Raw genomic sequence first — 22,112 nt, 5'->3', positions numbered from 1 at the left:
ACGACGGGGTGGTGGGGGTGTTGTAGGCGCGGAGCAGTGTGGCGATCAGGGGCGGGGTGGACCAGCCGTCGGTGATGGCGTGGTGGATGGTCAGGATGAGGGTGTGGTGGTCTGGTGCGGTGGTGACGGCGGTGACGCGCATCAACAGCGCGTCAGCCAGAACGAACCCGGTTTCCCGGTTCCGCGCCACGGCTTTGTCCACGGCATCTGCATCTCCGATGCCATTCACTGCGGTGAGTTCGATCGTCGCGTGCGTGGGGATGACGGCGACGTAGTCGCCGTTCGCGGCGGGTGTGATCGCCGCTTTGAGGTTGGGATAGATCTCGGTCAACGTTCGCAGGGCTCTGTAGAGCCGTTCGTTGTCGAGCGTTCCGGTGACGTGGACCAGCGTGTGCGTGAGATACAGGTCCACGCTGGCGCTGTCACCGAGGAGTGATTCGAAGACCATGCCGTGTTGCAGTGGCGTCAGGGGCTGGACGTCGGTGATGTCGCCGTAGCGGTGTTCCCACGCGGTGAGGTCACTGTGGATGATACCGGTGGCGGTGAAGTCGGTGAGGGAACGGCGCACGCGCCCTGCACCCACGCCGGTGGCGTACGTGACAAGAGTCTGTAACGCGGTGGTCCAGAGTTGGACGAGTTCGCGCGCCTGTTCGCTGGTCAAGATGTCCTGGGCATAGGCGAAGGATCCGTCGAACATGGGCTCGCCATCGCTACCAGTGAGAACCGCGATGTTGACATCCACCACTGCTGCAGCGGGCAAGTTTTTCGGCAGGTGCGCGCGAATTCCGGGGCACTCCGGCGAATTGGACCATGGTTTGGCGGTGACGGCACTGAAGTTGCCGAGGTAGTTGAATGCGAGGTCGGGGGTGGTGGTGGGTAGGGCGGTGTCGGGGTCGAGGTGGGTGAGTATGCCGTAGCCGATGCCGCGGTCGGGGATGCGCGCGAGTGTGTCTTTGATGCGTAGTACTGCGTCGGCGGCGAGGGTGGGGTCGGTGATGGTGTGGTGGGGGTCGAGGTCGGTGAGGTCGGCCAGGATCGGGTACCAGGTGGTGAACCAGCCGATCGAGCGTGAGAGGTCGGCTCCGGGGACGAGGGTTTCTTGGCGGCCGTGGCCTTCCATGCCGATGGTGATCGGGAGTGGCTCGAGGTGGTGGCGGGCGCGCCAGGTGTCGGTCGCGATGGTGAGTGCGGTGAGGAGGATGTCTTCGACGCTGGCGGAGAGTGCGGCGGTGACGTCGTTGATCAGGGGCCCGGCCGGGATCTTCACGTCGATAGTGGTGACGGTGGCCTGGGTGTGGCGCTCCTGGTCGATTCCGGTCTCGCCGAACAGTGGGACGACCGCGTTCACCACCGTGCTCCAGTGACCCAGTTGCTCGGTGACATCCTGCTCGGTCAGTGCGTGCGTCCAGGTGGTGATGGAGGTGCCGGCCGGTAGCAGGTCGGTGTCGGTGGCGTCGGTGTCGAGTGCCCAGGCGTGTGCGAGGTCGTCTTCGAGGATGCGCCAGGAGACTCCGTCGACGGCGAGGTGGTGGATGACCATGACGAGGCGGCCGGTGGTGTCACCGGAGTCGGCGTCGTTGGGCTTGGTGTCACCGGAGTCGGCGTCGTTGGGCTTGGTGTCACCGGAGTGGGTGCACCACAGGGCGCGCCACAAAATCCCGTTCGTCGGATCGAGTTGCTCGGAGAGCCGTGTCGTCTCGGCAGTGACGTACGCAGGCCAGCGCGGTCCGGACCAACCGTCGGTGAATTCGGTGGTGTCGAGTCGGGTGGTGACCTCGATCGGGGTGGCGGCGCCGGTGAAGTGTGGTGCGCCGGAGTTGTCGATTCCGAGGCGGCCCTGCAGGGTCGGGTGATGACCGATGACGCGGGTGAGGATTCGGTGGAGGGTGTCGGTGGTGAGGTCGGGTGGGGTGGTGAAGACGAAGGATTGGGTGAAGTGGTCGAAGCCGGGTCGGTTTATGTAGCGGGCGGCGATGGGTAGCAGTGGTGCGGTGGTGACGGCGGTGGGGCCGGATTCGGTGTGGGTGCGGGTGTCGGCGATGGTGGCGAGGGTGGCGATGGTGCGGTGGGTGAAGATGTCGGCGGCGGTGATGGTGATGCCGGCGCGGCGGGCTCGGGTGACGACTTGGATGGAGGATATGGAGTCGCCGCCGAGGCGGAAGAAGTCGTCGTCGATCGAGAGTTCGGTGTCGGTGGGCAGGTGCAGGACGTCGGCGAAGACGGTGGCGAGGGTGGTTTCGGTGACTGTGGTGGGGTGTTGTCCGCCGGTGAGTGCGCCGGTGAGGTCGGGTGTGGGTAGGGCGCGGCGGTCGAGTTTGCCGTTGGGGGTGACGGGGATGGTGTCGATGGGGATGAAGACCGTGGGAATCATGTAGTCCGGTAGCCGGTCGGTGAGGAAGGCTCGTAGTTCACCGTCGGTGGCTTCGGTGATCTCGGTGTCGGTGGTGCTGGTGTGGTAGGCGGCGAGATAGGTGCCGGTGCCGGCGCTGTTGGTGTGTGCGGGGTGTTCGGCGGCGATGACGACGGCTCGGGATACGGCGGGGTGCTGTTCGAGGACGGTGCGGATCTCGTCGAGTTCGATGCGGAATCCGCGGATCTTGACTTGGTCGTCGGAGCGGCCGAGGTACTCGAGGTGTCCACCGGTGTTCCAGCGGACGAGGTCGCCGGTGCGGTAGAGGCGCTGACCCGATGCGGTGCCGGTGGTGGGGTCGGTGGTGGGGTCGGCGATGAAGCGGGTGGCGGTGAGGTCGGGTCGGGCGATGTAGCCGTCGGCGAGTTGGATACCGCCGAGGTAGAGCTCTCCTGTCACTCCGGTGGGTACCGGGCGCAGCCACGAATCCAACACCCGCACGATCGTGTTGGCGACCGGCACACCGATGGGCACGGTCACCAGATCGGCCAACGCAGAAGCGTGGACGGGTGCGGCGGTGACGTCGACGGCGGCTTCGGTGGGGCCGTAGAGGTTGTGCAGTTCGGCGCCGGTGAAGAGTCGGTCGGCGGCGGCGGCGTTCGGGGCGGGGAGGGCTTCGCCGGAGAAGAACACCCGCCGCACCGACGCCAACCGGTCCGGGTCAGGACTCGCCCCGAGGAATGCGGCGAGCATGGCGGGTACGAAGTGCAGGACGGTGATGTGGTGGCGGTCGATGACCTCGGCGAGATAGGACGGGTCTTTGTGGCCGCCGTCTTTGGCGATGACGAGGGTGGCGCCGATGACGGCGGGGAGGAAGAATTCCCAGACCGAGACGTCGAAGACGGCGGGGGTTTTCTGCAGGATCCGATCACCGGGGCCGATTGCGTAGTCGTCGGCCATCCAGGTGAGGCGGTTGATGATCGCTTGGTGGGAGATCATGACGCCTTTGGGGCGTCCGGTGGTGCCGGAGGTGAACAGGACATAGGCGATATCGGCGGGGGTCAGGGTGCGCGCCAGCACCGGTGCTGCACGTTCACCGCGTGCCAGACGTGCCGCGACCACAGGGTTGTCGAGGAACTCTTCGGTGATGACCACTGTGGGTGACGCGTCGTCGAGGATGTGCCCGATCCGCTCGTCCGGGTAGTCGGGGTCGATGGGGACATACGCTGCGCCGGCGCGGATGACGGCGTGCAGGGCGGTCACCAGCTCGATGCTGCGCGGGAGTTGAACGGCGACGCGGTCTCCGACCTGAACCCCACGTTCGATCAGAACGTGTGCCAATGCGTTGACGCGGGCATCGAAATCGGTGTAGGAGAACTCGGTTCCGCTGTCGTCGATGACCGCGAGCGCATCAGCAGACACACTCGACTGACGCCGAGTCAACGCATCCACCGTCGAATCCGCCACCGACACAACCGGACCCGCCGAGAGCGTCAGATCAGCATCGATCACCCTCACCGACGCGATCCGAGTCCCTGGAGCGGCCGCGAGTCGACCGAGGAACTGCACGAATCGATTTGCTGTGTCGACCACTCCAGAAGCGGCCACAGCAGGATCGCTCGTGGCCACGTCCACAAGGAATCCGTGGACCGAATCGCGATACGCCATGAGGTCGAGGAACCCGACCGGTCCGCTGGCGATCGTCTCTTGACGCCCACGGATCGCGCCGAAGGACTGGTTGTAGTCGAATGCCTTGATGTTCAGCTGCGGAATCGCCTGGTAGTCGTCCGGCCCGTTCGGCCAGATGCGAGCCAGCTTCTCCCCAGCTGCGACGTGACGTGCAGCGGTTCGCAGTTCACTGTTCACCTGCTGCAGCAGTTCGCGCACGGTTGCCGACGGGTTCGGACGAAAGACCACGGGGGCTGCGCCGACGAGCATTGCCGGAGTCGTCAGGGCGGGGCGCCCGGATCGGTTCATCTGCGGGAATCGCACGGCGAACGCATCACGGCCGACGAGAGATGCGGTGTACAGGCCCCAGCCCAGGGCGACAACATCGGACCAGTTCACGCGGGCAGCACGAGCCAACTGATCGATCGACTCGGCCACGTCCGCCGGGATGACGACGTGTGTTCGAGCGTCGGTCAGGAAGAACTGTCGGGACGCATCGAAGGTGACCGGAGTGATGTCGTCGACGGCTTCGAATCGTTGCACCCAATGGTCGTCGAGGTTCGTGTCGCGCGATTCTTCGATTTCGGAGTACGCCCCGAACCATCGCGGCGGGATCGGCTCGTTCCCGACGAGTGCGGTGTACACCTCGGCGACGCGGCGAGTCACCAATCCGAGGCCGTAAGCATCGAGGAGCAGGTGATGGGTGGCGAACTCCCACGCCCAGCCGTCGGCCCGGCGATGGATCACCGACACCGACTCGAATCGGTCGTCGCCTGCGCCGCATTCGTGGCACCTCGTCCACGCTTCGGCGCGGATCCGGTCATCCGGTCGATCGTGCTCGACCACGGTCGTCGTACCGACACCCCCGATCTCCCGATGCAGCATCGGTAGGCCGTCGGCACCCTCGACGGGGCGAAGGCCGAGGACGTCTGCTTCGGAGGTTGCGACGCCGATTGCGCGCTCCAGGAGCGGGGTGTCGATGTCGCCGTCCAGCCAGATCAGTTGGGAGATTCGAAAGGCGTCGGCGCCTGGTGTGACGTGCTCAGCGGTCCAAACGCCCAACTGCGCAGACGTCAGCGGAAGACGAACCTCGATCACACCAAACTCCTTCTCTAGGAAATGCTTAGCCTAACCTAACAGTAGGATCCCGAGTTTTGCGCGGAGGAGCGGCAGCGGACGCAGCGGACCGTCCCACGGGCACGGCCCGGATGAAAGCGCGTCGTGTCGATCGGCGACAGGTAGGCGGTGCCGCCGAGGTCACGAAGAGGTCGGAGGTTACTCAGCCGTGTGCGGGATGCGCCGGCGGCCCAGCGGTGTGACCGCCGGTGTGCCCGTGACCGGGTCGGGTTGAACGATGCACTCGAGTCCGAACACCTCGTGTACGAGGTCGGCGGTGACGATGTCCGACGGCGCACCCTCGGCAACGATGGAGCCGTCCTTCATTGCGATGAGGTGGGTTCCGTACCGGGCCGCATGGTTGAGGTCGTGCAGTACCGCGACGAGCGTCCGGCCGAGGTGATTCAGGTCCGTGAACAGCTCGAGGAGTTCGATCTGGTGGGCGATGTCGAGGAAGGTGGTCGGTTCGTCGAGCAGCATGATTTCGGTCTCTTGTGCCAAAGCCATTGCAACCCAGACACGTTGGCGCTGTCCGCCGGACAGTTCGTCGACCGGTCGTCCGGAGAGTTCGGTGACGCCTGTCGCGTCCATTGCCGTCAGTACTGCCGCCTCGTCGGACGCGGTCCACTGCCGAAGGAGCTTCTGATGCGGGAACCGGCCGCGGCTGACCAGGTCGGCAACGGTGATCCCGTCCGGCGCGAGAGCGCTTTGCGGCAACAGGCCGATGCGGCGGGCGACCTCCTTGGTCTGGTACGAGCGAATGTCCGCGCCATCGAGAATCACTTGCCCGGAGTTCGGCTTGATGAGCCGAGACAGTGCACGCAGCAGTGTCGACTTGCCGCACGCGTTCGGTCCGACGATGACGGTCAACGACTGGTCGGGAATCGACACGCTCAGTTGCTCGGAGATGACTCGTCGGTCGTAACCGATCGTGGCGGAATCGACGCTGAGTCGGTCGGTGGACGCCGGTGTGGGGGCTGGGCCAGGCGACGTGGATGGACCGACTTGGTGGGTGGTCGTGTTCGGCAATCGTCCGGTCTTTCTATATGAGCCTGGCGGCCTTGCGCTTTCGAGATCAGCTCTGTCCGGACGAGCGGATCCGGCGAGCTCGGACCCAGGCGAGCGTGCAGTGCTGAAGGTAGCCTAGCCTTAACTGATCTTTGTTGCTACTGTTCGCTGCGATATGTCGCCATACGAGCACGTCCGTCGGTGACCGTCCGTGCGGCAACGCCGAGTAACTGCGCTCGAACCGAAGGAGAAATGTGGCGAACAACCCGTTCGACGACGACCAGGGCCGGTTCTTTGCGCTCGTCAACCATGAAGAGCAGTACTCGCTGTGGCCCACCTTCAAGCCGGTCCCGGGTGGATGGGCGATCGCTCACGGAGCCCCCGACGGAGCACCACGCGCGGAGGTGCTCGAGTGGATCGAACGAACGTGGACCGACCTGCGTCCCAAATCGCTCCGCGACGTGATCGCACGGCGTGAGACCGGTGACGTCACGGCATCCGTGAACGTCTGACCGAACATCGAACCATCGAAGTACACGAGAGGAACGTCTATGAAAACGCTTGCCGCGCCTAGGCGCGCGACAGCATTGCTGGCCGGGTTGGTCAGTGTCGGTTTGGTGCTCGCGGGTTGCTCGAGCGACTCGTCCGACGGTGCCACGAACGGCGCGTCGAGCGACAGTGCGTCGAGCGACGGTGCGTTCCCGGTCACGATCGACGCCGCTTACGGTGACGTCACCGTCGAGGAGAAGCCCGAGCGGATCGTCGCTGTAGGAACCGACTGGATCGGACTGCTGGACGTCCTGGACGAGAAGCCGATCGCAGTGTCGGGAGAAGCGTCCGACCTCGATGACTACCCGTGGCTGCAGGGTCTGTACGACGGCGATTTCAACGCGGACCTCTACACCGCGGAGGGTATGGATTCGCCGGAGGCGATTGCCGCATTGAATCCGGACTTGATTCTGACGAGTGTCTGGAGCGCCGACGAGCAGCTCTACGATCGTCTTTCTTCCATCGCACCCACCTATGTCGGTCTGGAAACGCAGGACGAGGGCGGCGATACCAGCTGGCAGGACAATCTGGCGTCTCTTGCGGCGCTCACCGGGCACGACGAGAAGATCGTCGACGAGACCGAGGCCAAGTACGAGGCCACATTGTCCGAGGCCGCCGCGAAGCTGCCTGGCCTGAAGGGCAAGACATTTCAGCTGGGCGTGCTCGACGGCGACAATCAGCAATTGTGGCTCACCGAGTATGCGAACGAGCCCATCGAGGCGTTGGGATTGACGCCAGGAGACGGGCAACCGACAGGTGAGGGCGACAGTGTCGCGGCGAACGCACCCAAGTACTCGCTCGAGAACATCGACCAGTTCTCCGCTGACGTCGTGTTCATAGTCACTCACGAGTACGCCGACCCGGAGAACACGTTCAGGACGGCGTTCGAGGCCGATCCCCGCGTTCCCGAGCTTGCTGCCGCGAAGAACGGGACGCTCGTCTACCTCTACGGTCCGCAGTGGCTTGCGGTGAATCCGCCGACTCCCTCGAGCGTGCAGTGGTGGCTCGACGAGGTCGTCCCGCAGTTGGAGGCATCGACGCTCAACACGGGCGCCTAGGCAAGATCTATCGGTCATCCAGCCGCCTCGTAGCGCACGAGGCGGCTGGATGTGCGTCCACCATCAGGAGAGATGACGAGTGACAACACGAACCGGTCATGCTCCTCCGCCTGCTGAAACGCCGGAGGGGGTTCGCCGTGCAACGGCGTCGACGAGCGTGGGGCGGCGCGCGATGGGATTGCTCATCGCGATCGCGTCGCTGGTCGTCTTGGTGCTCCTGAGCATCGCCGTCGGATCGAAGGACATCCCGCTGTCGGTGGTGTTCGACTCACTCCTGCACAACACCGGCAAAGGCGACGCGTACGTCGTGTGGGACATGCGCATTCCGCGAACCGCAGTGGGTCTCGCCGTGGGCGTCGCGCTCGGGGTATCCGGTGCTCTCATTCAGGCTCTGACGCGTAATCCGCTTGCCGATCCCGGCATTCTCGGGGTCAACGCCGGCGCCGAATTCTTCGTCGTCGTCGGCATCGCAGTGTTCGGTGTGACCACCGTCAGTGGGTACGTCTGGTTCGCTTTCCTCGGCGCATTGGTCGTCACCGTCGTTGTCTACGTGATCGGTTCGATGGGGCGCGGTGGAGCAGACCCGGTTCACCTGACGCTGGCGGGTGTCGCATTCGGAGCCGTGCTGTCCGGAATCGTCACCGGTTGGGTTCTCACCGATCCGAAGACATTCGATCAGATGCGTAGTTGGTACGCAGGTAGTCTCGTCGATCGAGGCTGGGACGTTCTGTTGCCGGTGCTTCCGTTCTTGATCATCGGAGTGGTGCTGGCCGCGATCGCGGCCAATTCACTGAACACCATCGCACTGGGGGACGATCTGGCGAGCGCGCTCGGCGCACACGTCAATCGCACACGCGTGATCGTGATCATCGCGGTGACGCTGCTGGCCGGCGGCGCGACGGCCATCGCCGGTCCGATCGGTTTCGTAGGCCTCATGATTCCGCACGTGGCTAGGTGGATCGTCGGCCCGGACCAGCGCTGGATCATCGGTTACACGATCGTTCTCGCACCATCGCTGTTGCTGGCCGCCGACATCGTCGGACGCGTCGTCATCCGGCCGGGTGAGTTCCCGGTCGGCATCGTGACTGCATTCGTCGGCGCCCCGGTGCTCATTTATCTTGTCCGCCGAGCAAAGGTGAGTGGCCTGTGAGTTCGACAGGTCTCGAGACCGCCACCGAACGGCAGGTGGATTTCGGACACCGCACGCTCGTGGTACGCACCGGCGGTTGGGCCACACGCTGGCACGGCCGAAGTGTCCTCGTCTGCGCAGTTCTGGCGACGGCGACGCTCGCGGTGACGGTATGGGCCTTGACTCTCGGCGATTATCCGCTGAGCCTCGCCCAAGTGTGGGCTGCTGTCGCCGGAGATCCCGATGCCGGTTTCGCTCGCACAGTCGTCGTCGAGTGGCGGGCGCCGCGGGCGGTCGCTGCGGTCGTGTTCGGCGCTGCGTTGGGGGTTTCCGGCGCGGCTTTTCAGTCGCTGATCCGCAACCCGCTGGCGTCGCCGGACATCATCGGCTTCAGCGCGGGGTCCTACTCCGGCGCGTTGGTCGTGATCATCTTGATCCACGGTTCGTATCTGCAGCTGGCCGCAGGGGCACTGGTCGGTGGTATCGCAACAGCAGTCGTCGTCTACCTCCTCGCGTGGCGGGGTGGGGTACAGGGCTTTCGGCTGATCATCGTAGGAATCGCTATTTCTGCGATGCTGACCTCCCTCAACACGTGGTTGATGCTGAACGCGAAACTCAAGGTCGCCATGAGTGCCGCCGCGTGGGGTGCCGGATCGCTCACCGGCACGAGTTGGGGTCAAGCGCTGATCGGCAGCGGTGTCATCGTTCTGCTCTTCGGCGTGCTTGCCGTGTTTTCACCGGCACTCAAACAACTCGAACTCGGTGACGACGCCGCTCGGGCTACCGGTGCGCGTGTGGAACGTGTGCGCGTCGTCGTGCTCGTACTAGGAGTAGCGCTCACCGCGACCGTGACCGCTGCTGCAGGCCCGATCGTGTTCGTCGCGCTCGCGGCGCCGCAGATCGCCCGTCGACTGGCTCGTAGCCCGGGCGTCACCCTCGCGCCTGCGGCGTTCACGGGGGCATTGTTGCTCGCTGCCGCCGACGTCACGGCGCAGAATCTACTGCCGGTCGAGTTGCCGGTCGGTGTGGTGACCGTGGTCGCGGGAGGCGGATATCTGGTGTGGTTGCTCATCCGAGAGGTACGTCGTCGTCGCTGAGGTCTGTGTCCTCGAAGGTACCGAGTTCGGCCACCGGCTATCGGCTTGACACCACACCCCGGCAAGCACCACAGTATGAAAACAATAGGTTTGGCTAAGCTAACTCAGGGAGAAGTATGACCGCGCCCGTCGATATCGCCGAGCTGCATCAACGGTGGAACGACCACACATCTCCCGCAGTGACCGCGACTGTTCCGGAGCTGTTCGCGGCGGCGGCTCGCGCAACGCCGGACGCTGTCGCTCTCGTCGACGGTGACCGCCGACTCACCTTTTCCGAACTGTCCGAGAGGGTCGCGCAGCTGTCGCACCGGTTGCTCGGCTCGGGGCTCGACACCGAAGGGGTCGTCGGAATCTGCCTGCCGCGATCGGCCGAGATGGTCGTGGCCGCGTTGGCCATCATGACTGCCGGCGGTGCGTTCGTGCCGGTCGACCCGCAGTGGCCGGCGGCCAGGCGTGACCGCGTGATCGCAGACTCGGCAGCGCGGATCGCAGTCGTCTCGGCCCAGGACCAGACGTCGCTACCGGTCGAATCGATCGAGGTGAACCTCGACGACTGGCAGTACGGCGAATTGTCCTCCGTTGCACCGAACCTCGAGCTCGACGGCTCTCAGCTCGCGTACGTGATCTTCACTTCGGGATCGACCGGAACGCCGAAGGGCGCGATGATCCGTCATGAGGCGATCTGCGAGCGACTCACCTGGCAGCGGGACCACGTGCTCATGTTCGGCAACGACGATGCGTCGCTGTTCAAGGCGCCCCTGGCCTTCGACATCTCCGTGAACGAGATTCTGCTTCCGCTCGTGTCCGGCGGACGTGTCGTCGTCGCGGCGCCCGGCAGGGAGAAGGAACCGGAGTACCTGCTCGACCTGATCGAGAAGGAGCAGGTCACGTACCTGTACCTCGTCTCGTCGATGCTCGATGCGCTCCTCGTCCTCGACCTCGAGCGGTCGGCGAACGGCGCCTCGGCTCTCGCGGGGGTCCGGCACGTGTGGTGCGGCGGTGAAGTCCTCACCCCTGATTTGTTCAGCCGGTTCCGCGAACAGTTGACGACGACGCTGTATCACGGATACGGCCCGGCCGAAGCGACGATCGGTGTCTCGCACGTCATCTACCGACAGCGGGCCGAGCGTATCGCGACGTCGATCGGTCGCCCCAATCCACATACCCAGCTCTATGTCCTGGACGAGGACCTCGATCCGACTCCGGTCGGTACCGGCGGTGAGCTGTACGCCGCCGGATTCCTGTTGGGCCGTGGATATGTCGGCAGCGGGCACCTCACTGCGGGCAGCTTCGTCGCGAACCCGTTCGATGCCGACGGCTCGCGCATGTATCGCACCGGGGATCTCGCGCGGTGGACCGAGGACGGAACGCTCGAGTTTCTCGGCCGCGCCGACAATCAGGTCAAGATCCGTGGTCAACGCCTCGAGCTCGAAGAGGTCGAGATCGCGATCTCGGCGCATCCCGGGGTTCGTCGTGCAGCGGTGCTCGCGTTGGATCACCCGGCGGGGGGCAAGTTCCTCGCCGCCTACGTCACGGCCGCGGGCGAGTCGCCCGCGAACTTCGTCGAGATACTTCGGGAGCAAGCTGTAGCGACATTGCCCGAGTACATGGTTCCGTCTACTTTCACCGTTCTCGATGCGTTCCCCGTGACGGTCAACGGCAAGCTCGACCGGCGCAGCCTGCCCGCCCCCGACCTCGGATCAGGCGCGGGCGTCGGCGGCCAGTTGCCGGAAACCGCCGTCGAGCGGACGCTCGCGCGCGTGTTCTCCGAAGTGCTGCATCTCGGCGACGACGTCGTGCTCAGCGTCGACGACGACTTCTTCCGCCTGGGCGGCCACTCGCTGCTCGCGAGCGGCGTGGTTTCCCGAGTGAATGCGGCCATGGACGTGTCGTTGTCCTTACGTGAGGTCTTCGACAACCCGACGATCGCAGAACTGGCTCAGGTCGTCGGGGACACCTCACGCGTCTCACTTCCGGTGGTGCGCGTCGGTCGAATCGAACGACCCGACGTACTGCCGATGTCGTTCGGTCAGCAATCGCTGTGGTTGGCCGAGCAGGTCGCGGACCGGACGATCTACCGCACGGTGGAGGCACTCCAGTTCCGGGATCGCGCGTTGCACGATCGGGCCGATGTCGAAGCGCTGCAAAACGCGATTCGGCGACTGGTCGAAAGACACGAAGTGCTGCGCACCACGTTCGTCTACGACGAAAAATCGTCGACACCGATTCAGGTCGTGCACGAGGCCCGGCAGGGGCTGTTGGCGGTCGAGCAGATCGAGCGCAGCAATCTCGACGTGCGTATCGGCGAACTCCTTGTTGCGCCGCTCGAACTCGCAACCGAATTCGGTATGCAGTTCACGCTGCTACGGCACGAAGACGGCGATGTACTGGTGGCACACGCGCATCACATGGTCACCGACGAGAATTCGGTCGAGCCGTTCATCCGTGACCTGGCGGCCCTCTACACGGGTACACACCTCGAACCGCTCGCGTTCCAGTACGCCGACTTCGCGGTATGGCACCTCGAAGTCCTCGGCGACCGAGACGACTCCGGTTCGCGTCACAGGGGCGAACTGGACTACTGGCGGGACCTGCTCGCCGGCCTTCCGGTCGAAACGCCGCTGCCGCTCGATTCTGCTCGCGGCGACACCGACGAGCGTACGATTCGGTCCGTCGAGGCAGTGCTGTCGAGCTCGGACACCGATACCGTCGACGATCTCCTCATCGAGCATCGGGCCACGCCGTTGCATGCGGTCATCACGGCGCTGTCACTCGCGCTGTGGAACGAGGGCGCCGGTGCGCACGTGCCGGTCGGTACGCCCGTGACCCTGCGCGATGAACCCGAATTGGCCGATCTCATCGGATATTTCGTCAACTCGGTGGTCGTGCGTGTAGATATCGATGCTGCGCTCGGCTTCGGGAACACGCTCAGCGGCGTCCGGGACCGTCTGCTCGGCGCGGTGGAACACAAGCTCGTCCCGTTCGAGCACGTGGTCGAGGCGGTCAACCCGACGCGAATCCCCGGGCTGAGTCCGATCTTTCAGGTCATGGCCGCATTCCGCGACAATCGCGAGATCACCGACTACTCGGACGCGGCACTCGTGCCGTTGCTGCCGTCCGAAGCAGGCGTCGATGATTCGAGCCCGGCGCTGTTCGACTTGGTGTACTCGCTCGAGCGGCGGCCCGACGGAACGCTGAGCATCGGACTCGATGCCACCCGCGAATTGTTCTTCGACGAGACGACGTCACGCTTGCTCGAGACCGCTCGACTCTTCCTGGTCCTGGGCGCGCGTCACCCCGGATTGCCGGCCCGGCAGCTTGCGCAGCTCGTGCGTGCTGCACTCCGTGGCACGACAGCACCGCCCGCCGCCGACCCGTACGAAGTTCGAGTTCTACTGCCGGACTTCGATATTCGCGATGACTCGATGTGGCTTGCGGCGACCTCGCACCTTGCGCTCGCGGCGCCGTACGTGGCGTCCCTCCGGTTGGGTGTCCGAGACGACGGGAGCGGTGAACTATCGGCAGAGGTGGTCAACCCGTCGCTTCTCGATTCGGCGCGGGAGGTCGTGACAGCCCTCGTCGCCGCCTACCACGCCGGTACCGCGACGGAGATCGTCGTTGTTCCGATCGATCGAGACGAGCGTTCCGACGAGGTCTGGACCGAGGTTCTCGACGATCCGTTCTGGGAGGACTGGGTCGACGAACTTGCCGATCACGACGGCGGCGAGCCGGCTCGCGGGCCGATGGAGTCGGCGTGGCAGAACTGCACTGTCCCCGTCCATGAGGCCGCCGCGGGCGCGGAGCTCGCGCGGGCAGCGATCGTCGCCGCGGTGGTTCGCGCACTCGAAGCGGGCGATCTCGTCGACGGCGATCTCGTGCTCGAGGTCGCCGAACCGTTGAACGCCGACACGGTGGTCGTTCTGCCTTGTGTGATCGACGACGCTCAGCTTGCGGAGGATGTCACCGGTGCGTCGATCGCCACCCACCTCGAGCCGATCCGCGAACGCGCCGCGGACTACGCAGGGCTTTCCGGACATGCTCGGTTCGGTTCGTTCTTCGACGACCTTCCGACGCCACACGCACGGGTGAGTGTCTTCACCACGGACGCCTACAGCGCTGTAGCCGGCCATGCCACGACGCCGATCGCGGTGCGCGTACTCGTCGGCGGTTCGGGCGTCGAGACGGAAACTCGGTCGGTGCGAGTCGAGGTCGATGTCGATGCGACGGTCGTCACACCGGTCGACGAGATCGTGGCAGCCATCGTGGACGAGATTGCGGTCGCAGTCATCACGGCGGCCCCGTCATCCGGCGCGGGCTCACCGCTCAGTGTGCGGCGCGCGGACAGGTTGACCCTCTCCGCTGCGGACGAGGAGAGCGTCCGCGCGCGCTACGGTGCTGCCGCCGAACTGCTTCCACTGTCACCTCTGCAGCAGGGCTTGCTCTATCACATGGTGCGGGCCAGAGAGTCCGGCGGCCACAACTCGTACATGTCTCAGGTGACGCAGGGCGTCGTCGGTGCATTCGATCCGGACCGTCTGGTAGCAGCGGTTCGCACGGTGCTCGGTCGCTACCCGAACCTTCGATCAGCGTTCCTGCCGTCCGGTGAGGCGCAGGTCATCCCGGCTGTCGCCGACGCACCGATCCGGATCATCCGATTGGCGCAGTGGCGCGATCTCGGTGTCGGTACGACGGAATTTCTCGCCGAGGAATGTGCTGTGCCGTTCGACTTCGAAACGCCGCCGCTCATTCGCTTCACCCTCATCGAGCACGGTATCGACCAGTGGAAGCTCGCGATGACGTTCGAGCACATCCTGCTCGACGGCTGGTCGACGAGTGCCGTTCTCGACGAGATCTTCGATACCTACAGGGACCCCGAGTATCCGGCGCGAGTGCGGCCGGCGTCGTTCCGCAGTTACCTCGACTGGCTGTCCGATCAGGACATCGACGCTGCGTACCGCGCGTGGAGTTCGTACCTTGCCGAGCTGTCCGGCCCGACGCTCGTCTGGCCGGCCGGTGTGGCCGCCGGTGAAGGGCGCGACGGATCGGGTGAACTGCATCGCGATCTCGACGGCGCCGCCGCAGCAGCGGTACATGCCGCCGCGCGGACGTCGGGCGTCACCGTCGGCACGGTGCTGCAGGCCGCGTGGGGAGTGACGCTCGGGCAGTTGGTCGGCAGCAGCGATGTCGTGTTCGGCAACACCGTGTCCGGACGTCCGCCGGAGCTCGCCGACTCCGATCGAATCGTCGGACTGCTGTTCAACACTGTTCCGTTGCGAGTGAGCTTTTCACCGTTCGACTCGGTGCGAAGCTTGCTGACCCGCGTGCAGCACGAGCAGTTGCAGGTGATCGATCATCCCTATGCGTCGCTGACCAGAATCCAGGCCGCGGCCGACATGTCGACGATGTTCGACACGCTGTTCGTGGTGCAGAACCTTCCGTTCGAGGAAGAGACCGCCCCGGGTGAGTTCGAGCTCGTGACGACGGAGGTAGACGACGAGACGCACTATCCGGTCACGTTCGCGATCGATCCGTCCGAGGTCGACGGTGAGACCGTTGTGCATGTCCGGCTGGTGTACCGCCACGATGCTTACACCGAGGCGGCTGCGGAGGAACTGCTCGAACGGTTCCTGCAGGTGCTGATTTCGCTCGTGCAGAACCTCGACGGTCCGGTCGGGCAGCTTTCCGCCCTTCTGGCCGGCGAAGCAGTGCCGCACACCGGCATCGCTGCGGACCTGGTCCGCGAGGTCCCGACCGTGACGGTTGCGAAATTGCTCGACGAGCAGGTCCGCCTGTCCGGAGCGGAGACTGCGCTGATCGCGGGGGACCGCGTCCTGACCTTCACGGAGTTTTCAGCGGAGGTCAATCGGTACGCTCGGCTACTTCTCGACGCGGGTGTCCGGTCCGAGCACCGCGTCGCGCTGCTCCTGCCACGTGACGAGCGCATGGTCATCGCGATGTTCGCGGTGTTCGCCGTCGGTGCGGCGTATGTGCCGATCGACAGAGCGCTGCCCGACGATCGCATCGGCTACATGCTCGACGTTGCGCGTCCGACGGTGACGCTGGTGACCGGTCGGGACGCGAGCCGAATCGGTGACACCCGCGGCGTCGACCTCGACGATCCCGCCACCCGCGACCGCATTGCGGCCCTCGACTCGAGCCCGATCGGAGATGCCGACCGCGGTGGCAGGATCGAGCTCGATCACCTTGCATACATCATCTTCACCTCCGGCTCGACGGGCCGGCCCAAGGGCGTCGCCGTGGGCTACCGCGGCCTGACGAACATGTACGTCAACCACGTCGAGAAGATCTTCGACCGTGTCGTCGCACATCAGGCCGGACGACGGATGAAAATCGCGCACACCACGTCGTTCTCGTTCGATGCCTCGTGGGAACAACTGTTCTGGCTGCTGAACGGCCACGAGGTGCATGTCATCGACGACGAGTTGCGCCGTGACCCGCACGGATTGCTCACGCATTACGACCGCACACGCGTCGACGGATTCGATGTCACGCCGTCGTACGGCCAGGTGCTGGTCGACGAAGGCCTGCTCGAACGTGATCGTCCGGCGGGACGATCGGTGTCGTCCGATGCACCGGGAGTCGTGTTCGTCTCGCTCGGCGGTGAGGCCGTGCCGGAGCGGTTGTGGCAACAGTTGCGCGACGCTCCCGGGGTCGAGTCGTACAACCTCTACGGTCCGACCGAGTACACGATCAACGCGCTCGGCGCGGACCTTGCCGACAGTCCCACGCCGAGTGTGGGCACCCCCATCTTCAACACGCGTGCGTACATCGTCGACGGAAACCTTCAGCCGACGCTGCCTGGCGTTGCAGGTGAGCTGTATCTGTCCGGCGCGGGTATCGCGCGCGGCTACTGGGGACAGGCCGCCCTGACGTCCGAGCGTTTTCTCGCGTGCCCGTGGGAACCGGGCGAGCGCATGTACCGCACCGGTGACCTGGCCCGCTGGAACTCCTCGGACAACATCGACTACCTCGGTCGCGCCGACGAGCAGGTCAAGATCCGCGGCTATCGAATCGAACCCGACGAAGTTCGGGCGGCGCTCGAGACCCATCCGGACGTGGTTTCCGCGGCGGTCGTCGCGGCGGATCATCCTGGTGGCGGAAAGATGCTCGCCGCGTATTACACCGCCGCCGACGATCTGAGCACCTTCTTGCGTACGTACGCGGAAGAACGCCTGCCCGAGTACATGGTGCCGAGTAGCTACACCCGAGTGGATTTCTTCCCGCTTACGCCGAACGGCAAGCTCGATCGACGCGCTCTGCCCGCGCCGGAGTTGGCGCCGACGGGTGGTTCGGGACGGGCCGCGGAGACCGACACCGAACGCACACTCACCGAGATCTTCCGGGACGTGCTTCGCCTGTCGGCGGACGCTGCCTTCTCCGTCGACGACGACTTCTTCCGCCTGGGTGGGGACAGCATCCTCTCGATCCAGGTGGTGTCACGGGCTCGGCGTGCCGGCGTCACGATCAAGGCGTCGGAGGTCTTCACCGCGCGAAAGGTCTCGGCGCTGGCCCGACTGGCCGATGCGCGCGCCGCGGAGGAATCGAGTGGCGCCCGGCCCGAAGTGCTCTCGTCGGGTCTGTGGCCGATTGCGGTTCCCATGGTGGATTCACCGTCCTTCGGTACGTTCGTGCAGTCCGCAGTCTTCGTGACACCCGCGGGTGCCGACGAGCAACTCGTGTCGCGGGTACTGGCCCGCGTAGTCGACCACCACGCGGCACTGCGCGGCCGACTGGTGCGAGACGAACTGGTGCGAGAAGGGCAGTGGCGGTTCGAGGTCACTCCGCACAGCGCGACGGACGAGCGGCTGCGCTCCGAGACGACGCCGCTCCAGTGGTCCGATCCGCAATGGGTCGAGCGTGTCGGCGAGATGGTCGCCGAGTTCGGACAGTCGATGAACCTGCAGGACGGTGTGCTGTGGCAGGCGCGCTGGGTGACCAGCGATGCCGAGCCGACCGGGCGACTGGTGCTCGTCATCCACCATCTGGTCGTGGACGGTGTGTCCTGGCGCATCATCGGTGACGACTTGACCCATGCCTGGGAATTGGAAACCGGAGCTGCGACGGATCCGCTGCCCGCGGTGGGCACGTCACTCGCGGCATGGTCGAGTGCGCTGGCCACGCGTGCTCGTGACGCGGACCTTCTCGCCCAGACCGAGTACTGGTCGGCGTCGGAGATCGACGAGCCGCTGTTGGGTTCACGTGAACTCGACCCCGCGATCGACACCACCGAGACGACGGCCGTGGCCGCTGTACGCGTGCCGCCTGCATTGACGTCGGCGTTGCTGACCGACGTGCCTCATGTGCTCTCGGCCGAGATCAACGACGTCCTGCTCGGCGGTTTGGCGATCGCGGTCGGAGCATGGCGCGGCAGACGGGGAACGACCGACGGGCGACTGCTCATCGGACTCGAGGGCCATGGCAGGGAGGAGAACATCGTTTCCGGTGCGGACCTGTCGCGCACCATCGGCTGGTTCACATCGTTCTTCCCCGTGGTGCTCGATACCGCAGACGTCGATCCGGTCCGCGCCGTCCTCGACCCGAAGAGCGCGGCGGAGGCGGTGCTTCGCATCAAGGAGCAACTCGCCGCGGTCCCCGACCGCGGTATCGGTTTCGGAATGCTATGGCACCTCAATCCCGAGGTGGGTGAGCGACTGGGGTCCGGTCGCGGCCCGCAGATCGGGTTCAATTACCTCGGTCAGTTCGCCGGAGGAGACGCCGCCGACGAGAACGCGGCGTGGGATCTCGCACCGGAACTGCCGGGTATCGACGCCTACGAGACGGCAGGCCAGAGCATCGACTCGGCGGCCGATATCAATATCGCCGCGGTGCCCGAAGGCGACGGGTGGACTCTCAGTGGCGACATCGCCTACGCGTCCGGTGTTCTGTCCGAGGACGAGGTCGACGAACTCGTCGAGCTGTGGGTCCAGGCACTGAGTTCACTGGCCGAGTACGCACGCTCAGCGGTCATGGTTCGACGATCTCCGTCGGACGTGCTCGCGCGTGGCGTGACGCAAGCCGATCTCGAGCGCTGGGAGGGCACCTATGGCGAGCTGGCCGATGTACACCCCTTGACACCGCTGCAGCACGGGCTCGTGGTGGAGTCGATGCTCGGGGCGAGTGACGGGGGAGTCGACGTCTACGCTGCCCAGACCGTGTTCCACCTCGATGGTGCCGCCGAGCCGGAGAGATTCCGGGTTGCGCTGCACCAACTGCTCGAGCGGTTCCCGAACTTGAAGATCGCGATTGCTTCCACGTCCGGGGGCGAGTCCGTTGCAGTCGTGCCGACCGCGGTGGACATCCCGGTCACGGTCATCGACGTCGCCGACATGTCCGACGTCGAAGAGATCGCCGAACGTGACCGCGCGACCCGGATCGACTTCTCAAGGGCGCCGTTGGTGCGCGCGACGGTCGTGCGGTATCGGACCGGCCACGCGTTCATCCTGTCGATTCACCACGCGCTCGTCGACGGTTGGTCCATGGTCCGACTTCTCGAAACGATGTGGGAGGCGTACGGTCGGCCGGCCGACGTGGTCGAACCGGACCTGTCGTTCGCCAAGTTCCTGTCCTGGATGACTGCACGCGATGCCCAGGCTTCGCTGCAGCGGTGGGCCGACGTGCTCGCCCCGGTCTCGGAGCCGACCCTTGTTGCGCCCGGTGCAGCTGCGAGCGTCGCGGCACTGCCCGAGGACATCGTGGTGAATCTCGACGCCGAGACGAGTGTCGCGCTCGCCGATACGGCTCGATCTGCCGGTGCCACGATGAGCAGCCTGTTGCAGACCGTGTGGGCAGTGCTCCTGAGCACGATCACAGGTCAGGGCACGGTGGTCTTCGGTGCCGTCGTGTCGGGTCGTCCCCCTGAGGTCGACGGTGTCGAGGACGCGGTGGGCTCGTTCATCAACACGGTACCGGTGGTCGTGCAGCTCGATGGCAGGCTGAGCCTGGCCGAAGCGGTGCGCCGGGTGCAGAACCAGAACTCTGCGCTCATCGAGGATCATCAGGTATCGCTCGCCGAGTTGCAGCGTCTGAGCGGGCACCAGCCGCTGTTCGACACGTTGATGGTCTACCAGAACTACCCGTCGGACTCCGAGACGCTCGAACTCGTCCGGGACAACGCCGGAATCACGATTCTCGGTGAGTCGGGCCGGGAAACGACGCACTACCCACTCACGTTCGCCGCGCAAGCAGGCGCCGACACGTGGGTGCGGTTGTCATATCGGCCAGATCTGTTCGACACCGACGTTGCCGCGCGGTTCACGGCAGTTCTCGAGCGCGTCGTCGAGGTGTTCGCAACCGACCCGGACCGCTCGATCGCTTCCCTGGACGTGTCTCTCTCGCGCGAGGTCCCGGCGGCATGGTCGACGGGACGGGTGTCCGAGGTCTCGGGTTCGACGTTGGATTCAGTGATTCAGGACCGCGTGGCTGCGTCTGCGGATGCGGTCGCGGTCGTCGACGACAGCGGAACCGAGTGGTCGTACACCGACTTCGATGCCCGCGTCAACGCTCTGGCACACGTATTGATCGAACGTGGTGTGCGGGTTGGGGATCGAGTCGCAGTCCAGCTTCCCCGCAGTGTCGATCTGGTGACTGCCCTGCTCGCGGTCGTTCGGGCCGGGGCAGCGTATGTTCCGATCGATCCGGAGTACCCGAGCGAGCGGATGGGGCACATCCTCGACGACGCCACCCCGAGGGTGGTCATCACCGGTGACTTCCTCGACGATCCCGCGGTATCCGCACGACTGGCACATGGGGAGCGTGCGGCACCGGTGTTGGCGCGCGCCCTCACCCCGGCGGATACGGCGTATGTCATTTTCACCTCTGGTACCACGGGCCGCCCGAAGGGGGTCATGGTCTCCCATCAGGCGATCGTGAATCGTCTCGCGTGGATGGCCGAAGACTACGGAATCGGCAGTGGCGATCGGATCCTGCAGAAGACTCCTGCCGTCTTCGATGTGTCCGTCGGGGAGTTCTTCCTTCCGTTCACCGTGGGCGCTAGCTTGGTCGTCGCGAAAGACGGCGGCCACAAAGACCCCGACTATCTGGCCGACGTCATCGACCGCCGTCAGGTCACGGTGCTGCATTTCGTGCCCGCCATGCTCGCGGCGTTCCTCGGGGCGTCTCCCGGCCCGGACCGGTTGGCGTCGGTGCGGTGGCTGTTCTTCTCCGGCGAAGCACTCCCCGCCGCGAACGCCGCCGCCGCAGACCGACTCTTCGCCGGAGCCGAACTGCACAACCTCTACGGCCCGACCGAGGCCGCCGTCGAAGTCACCACCACACCCGTTCACGCAGACGCGCTGGCTGATGTGGTGACCGTGCCGATCGGTACACCGGTAGCGAACACACACGTGCGTGTCCTCGACACCTGGCTCCGACCGGTACCCGTCGGAGTGACAGGTGAGCTCTACCTCGGCGGTGTTCAACTCGCCGACGGCTACATCAACCGACCCGACCTCACCGCCACCCGCTTCATCGCCGACCCCACCACCGGCGCCGGATCAGGTCAGCGCCTCTACCGCACCGGCGATCTCGTCCGCTGGAACCACACCGGTGAACTCGACTACCTCGGCCGCTCCGACGATCAGGTCAAGATCCGCGGATTCCGCATCGAACTCGACGAGATCCGCGTCGTCCTCGAACAGCACCCCGCCGTCTCCACCGCCATCGTCATCGCCGCCGAACACCCCGGCGGCACCGGAAAATACCTCGCCGCCTACCACACCGGCGACCCCATCGACCCCGATGAACTGCGGGCCTTCCTCACCGACCGGCTACCGGACTACATGATCCCCACGGTGTTCATCCCCATCGACACCGTCCCGGTCACCCCCAACGGCAAGCTCGACCGCCGGGCGCTGCCCGCACCCGACCTGACCAGTGCGTTGGCCGGTGGAAGTGCTCCTGCCACTGCAACGGAGTTCACTCTTGCGGGCATCTTCAGCGACGTGTTGGGACTTCCGAGTGATGCAGCGCTGTCGATCGACGACGATTTCTTCCGCCTCGGCGGGCACTCCCTGACCGCGACCCGCGTCGCCGCCCGCATCAACGCCGAACTCGGCACCTCCCTGACCCTGCGCGAAGTGTTCACCACCCCCACCATCACCGGCCTCGCGCACCTCGTC

The 22,112-nt window shown here is 65.4% G+C and carries 7 protein-coding genes; 5 read left to right on the top strand and 2 right to left on the bottom strand.

Annotation, left to right across the window (positions count from 1 at the left end; all coding sequences use genetic code 11):
- On the bottom strand, positions 1 to 5,116 hold a 5,116-nt coding region (locus CH290_RS30905; protein WP_141217844.1), incomplete at its 3' end, for a non-ribosomal peptide synthetase.
- A 177-nt stretch (positions 5,117 to 5,293) separates the two neighbouring features.
- Entirely contained in the window at positions 5,294 to 6,163 is an 870-nt protein-coding gene (locus tag CH290_RS00030; protein WP_019667400.1) for an ABC transporter ATP-binding protein, read from the bottom strand.
- A gap of 233 nt (positions 6,164 to 6,396) precedes the next feature.
- Between CH290_RS00030 and CH290_RS00025 the strand changes: the two genes are divergently transcribed.
- The 5 genes from CH290_RS00025 to CH290_RS00005 all read left to right on the top strand — a co-directional run.
- Positions 6,397 to 6,654: an MbtH family protein gene (locus CH290_RS00025; protein WP_019667401.1), complete on the top strand. Its 258-nt coding sequence runs from the start codon at positions 6,397 to 6,399 to the stop codon at positions 6,652 to 6,654.
- 39 nt (positions 6,655 to 6,693) lie between these two features.
- Positions 6,694 to 7,749, top strand: a complete 1,056-nt coding sequence (locus CH290_RS00020; protein WP_033190644.1) for an ABC transporter substrate-binding protein — start codon at positions 6,694 to 6,696, stop codon at positions 7,747 to 7,749.
- 178 nt (positions 7,750 to 7,927) lie between these two features.
- Positions 7,928 to 8,899 carry an iron chelate uptake ABC transporter family permease subunit gene (locus tag CH290_RS00015; protein WP_033190814.1) on the top strand — a complete coding sequence of 324 codons (972 nt, stop codon included), beginning with the start codon at positions 7,928 to 7,930 and terminating at the stop codon, positions 8,897 to 8,899.
- Entirely contained in the window at positions 8,896 to 9,975 is a 1,080-nt protein-coding gene (locus CH290_RS00010) for a FecCD family ABC transporter permease (protein WP_033190645.1), read from the top strand. Before CH290_RS00015 ends, CH290_RS00010 begins: the two co-directional genes overlap by 4 nt.
- A 116-nt stretch (positions 9,976 to 10,091) precedes the next feature.
- Positions 10,092 to 22,112 (top strand): non-ribosomal peptide synthetase (locus tag CH290_RS00005; RefSeq protein WP_141216240.1); only part of this gene is annotated, 12,021 nt, incomplete at its 3' end.

Source organism: Rhodococcus sp. 06-156-4 (assembly GCF_002259345.1).
In the GTDB taxonomy this organism is placed as follows: Bacteria; Actinomycetota; Actinomycetes; order Mycobacteriales; family Mycobacteriaceae; genus Rhodococcoides; species Rhodococcoides fascians_E.
Note: the sequence above shows the minus strand (reverse complement) of the source record. Positions and strands in the feature narration are given on the sequence as shown.

Coding starts and splice junctions, on each gene's coding strand:
- CH290_RS00020 (WP_033190644.1), top strand. CDS start 6,694: ATGAAAACGCTTGCCGCGCCTAGGCGCGCGACAGCATTGCTGGCCGGG.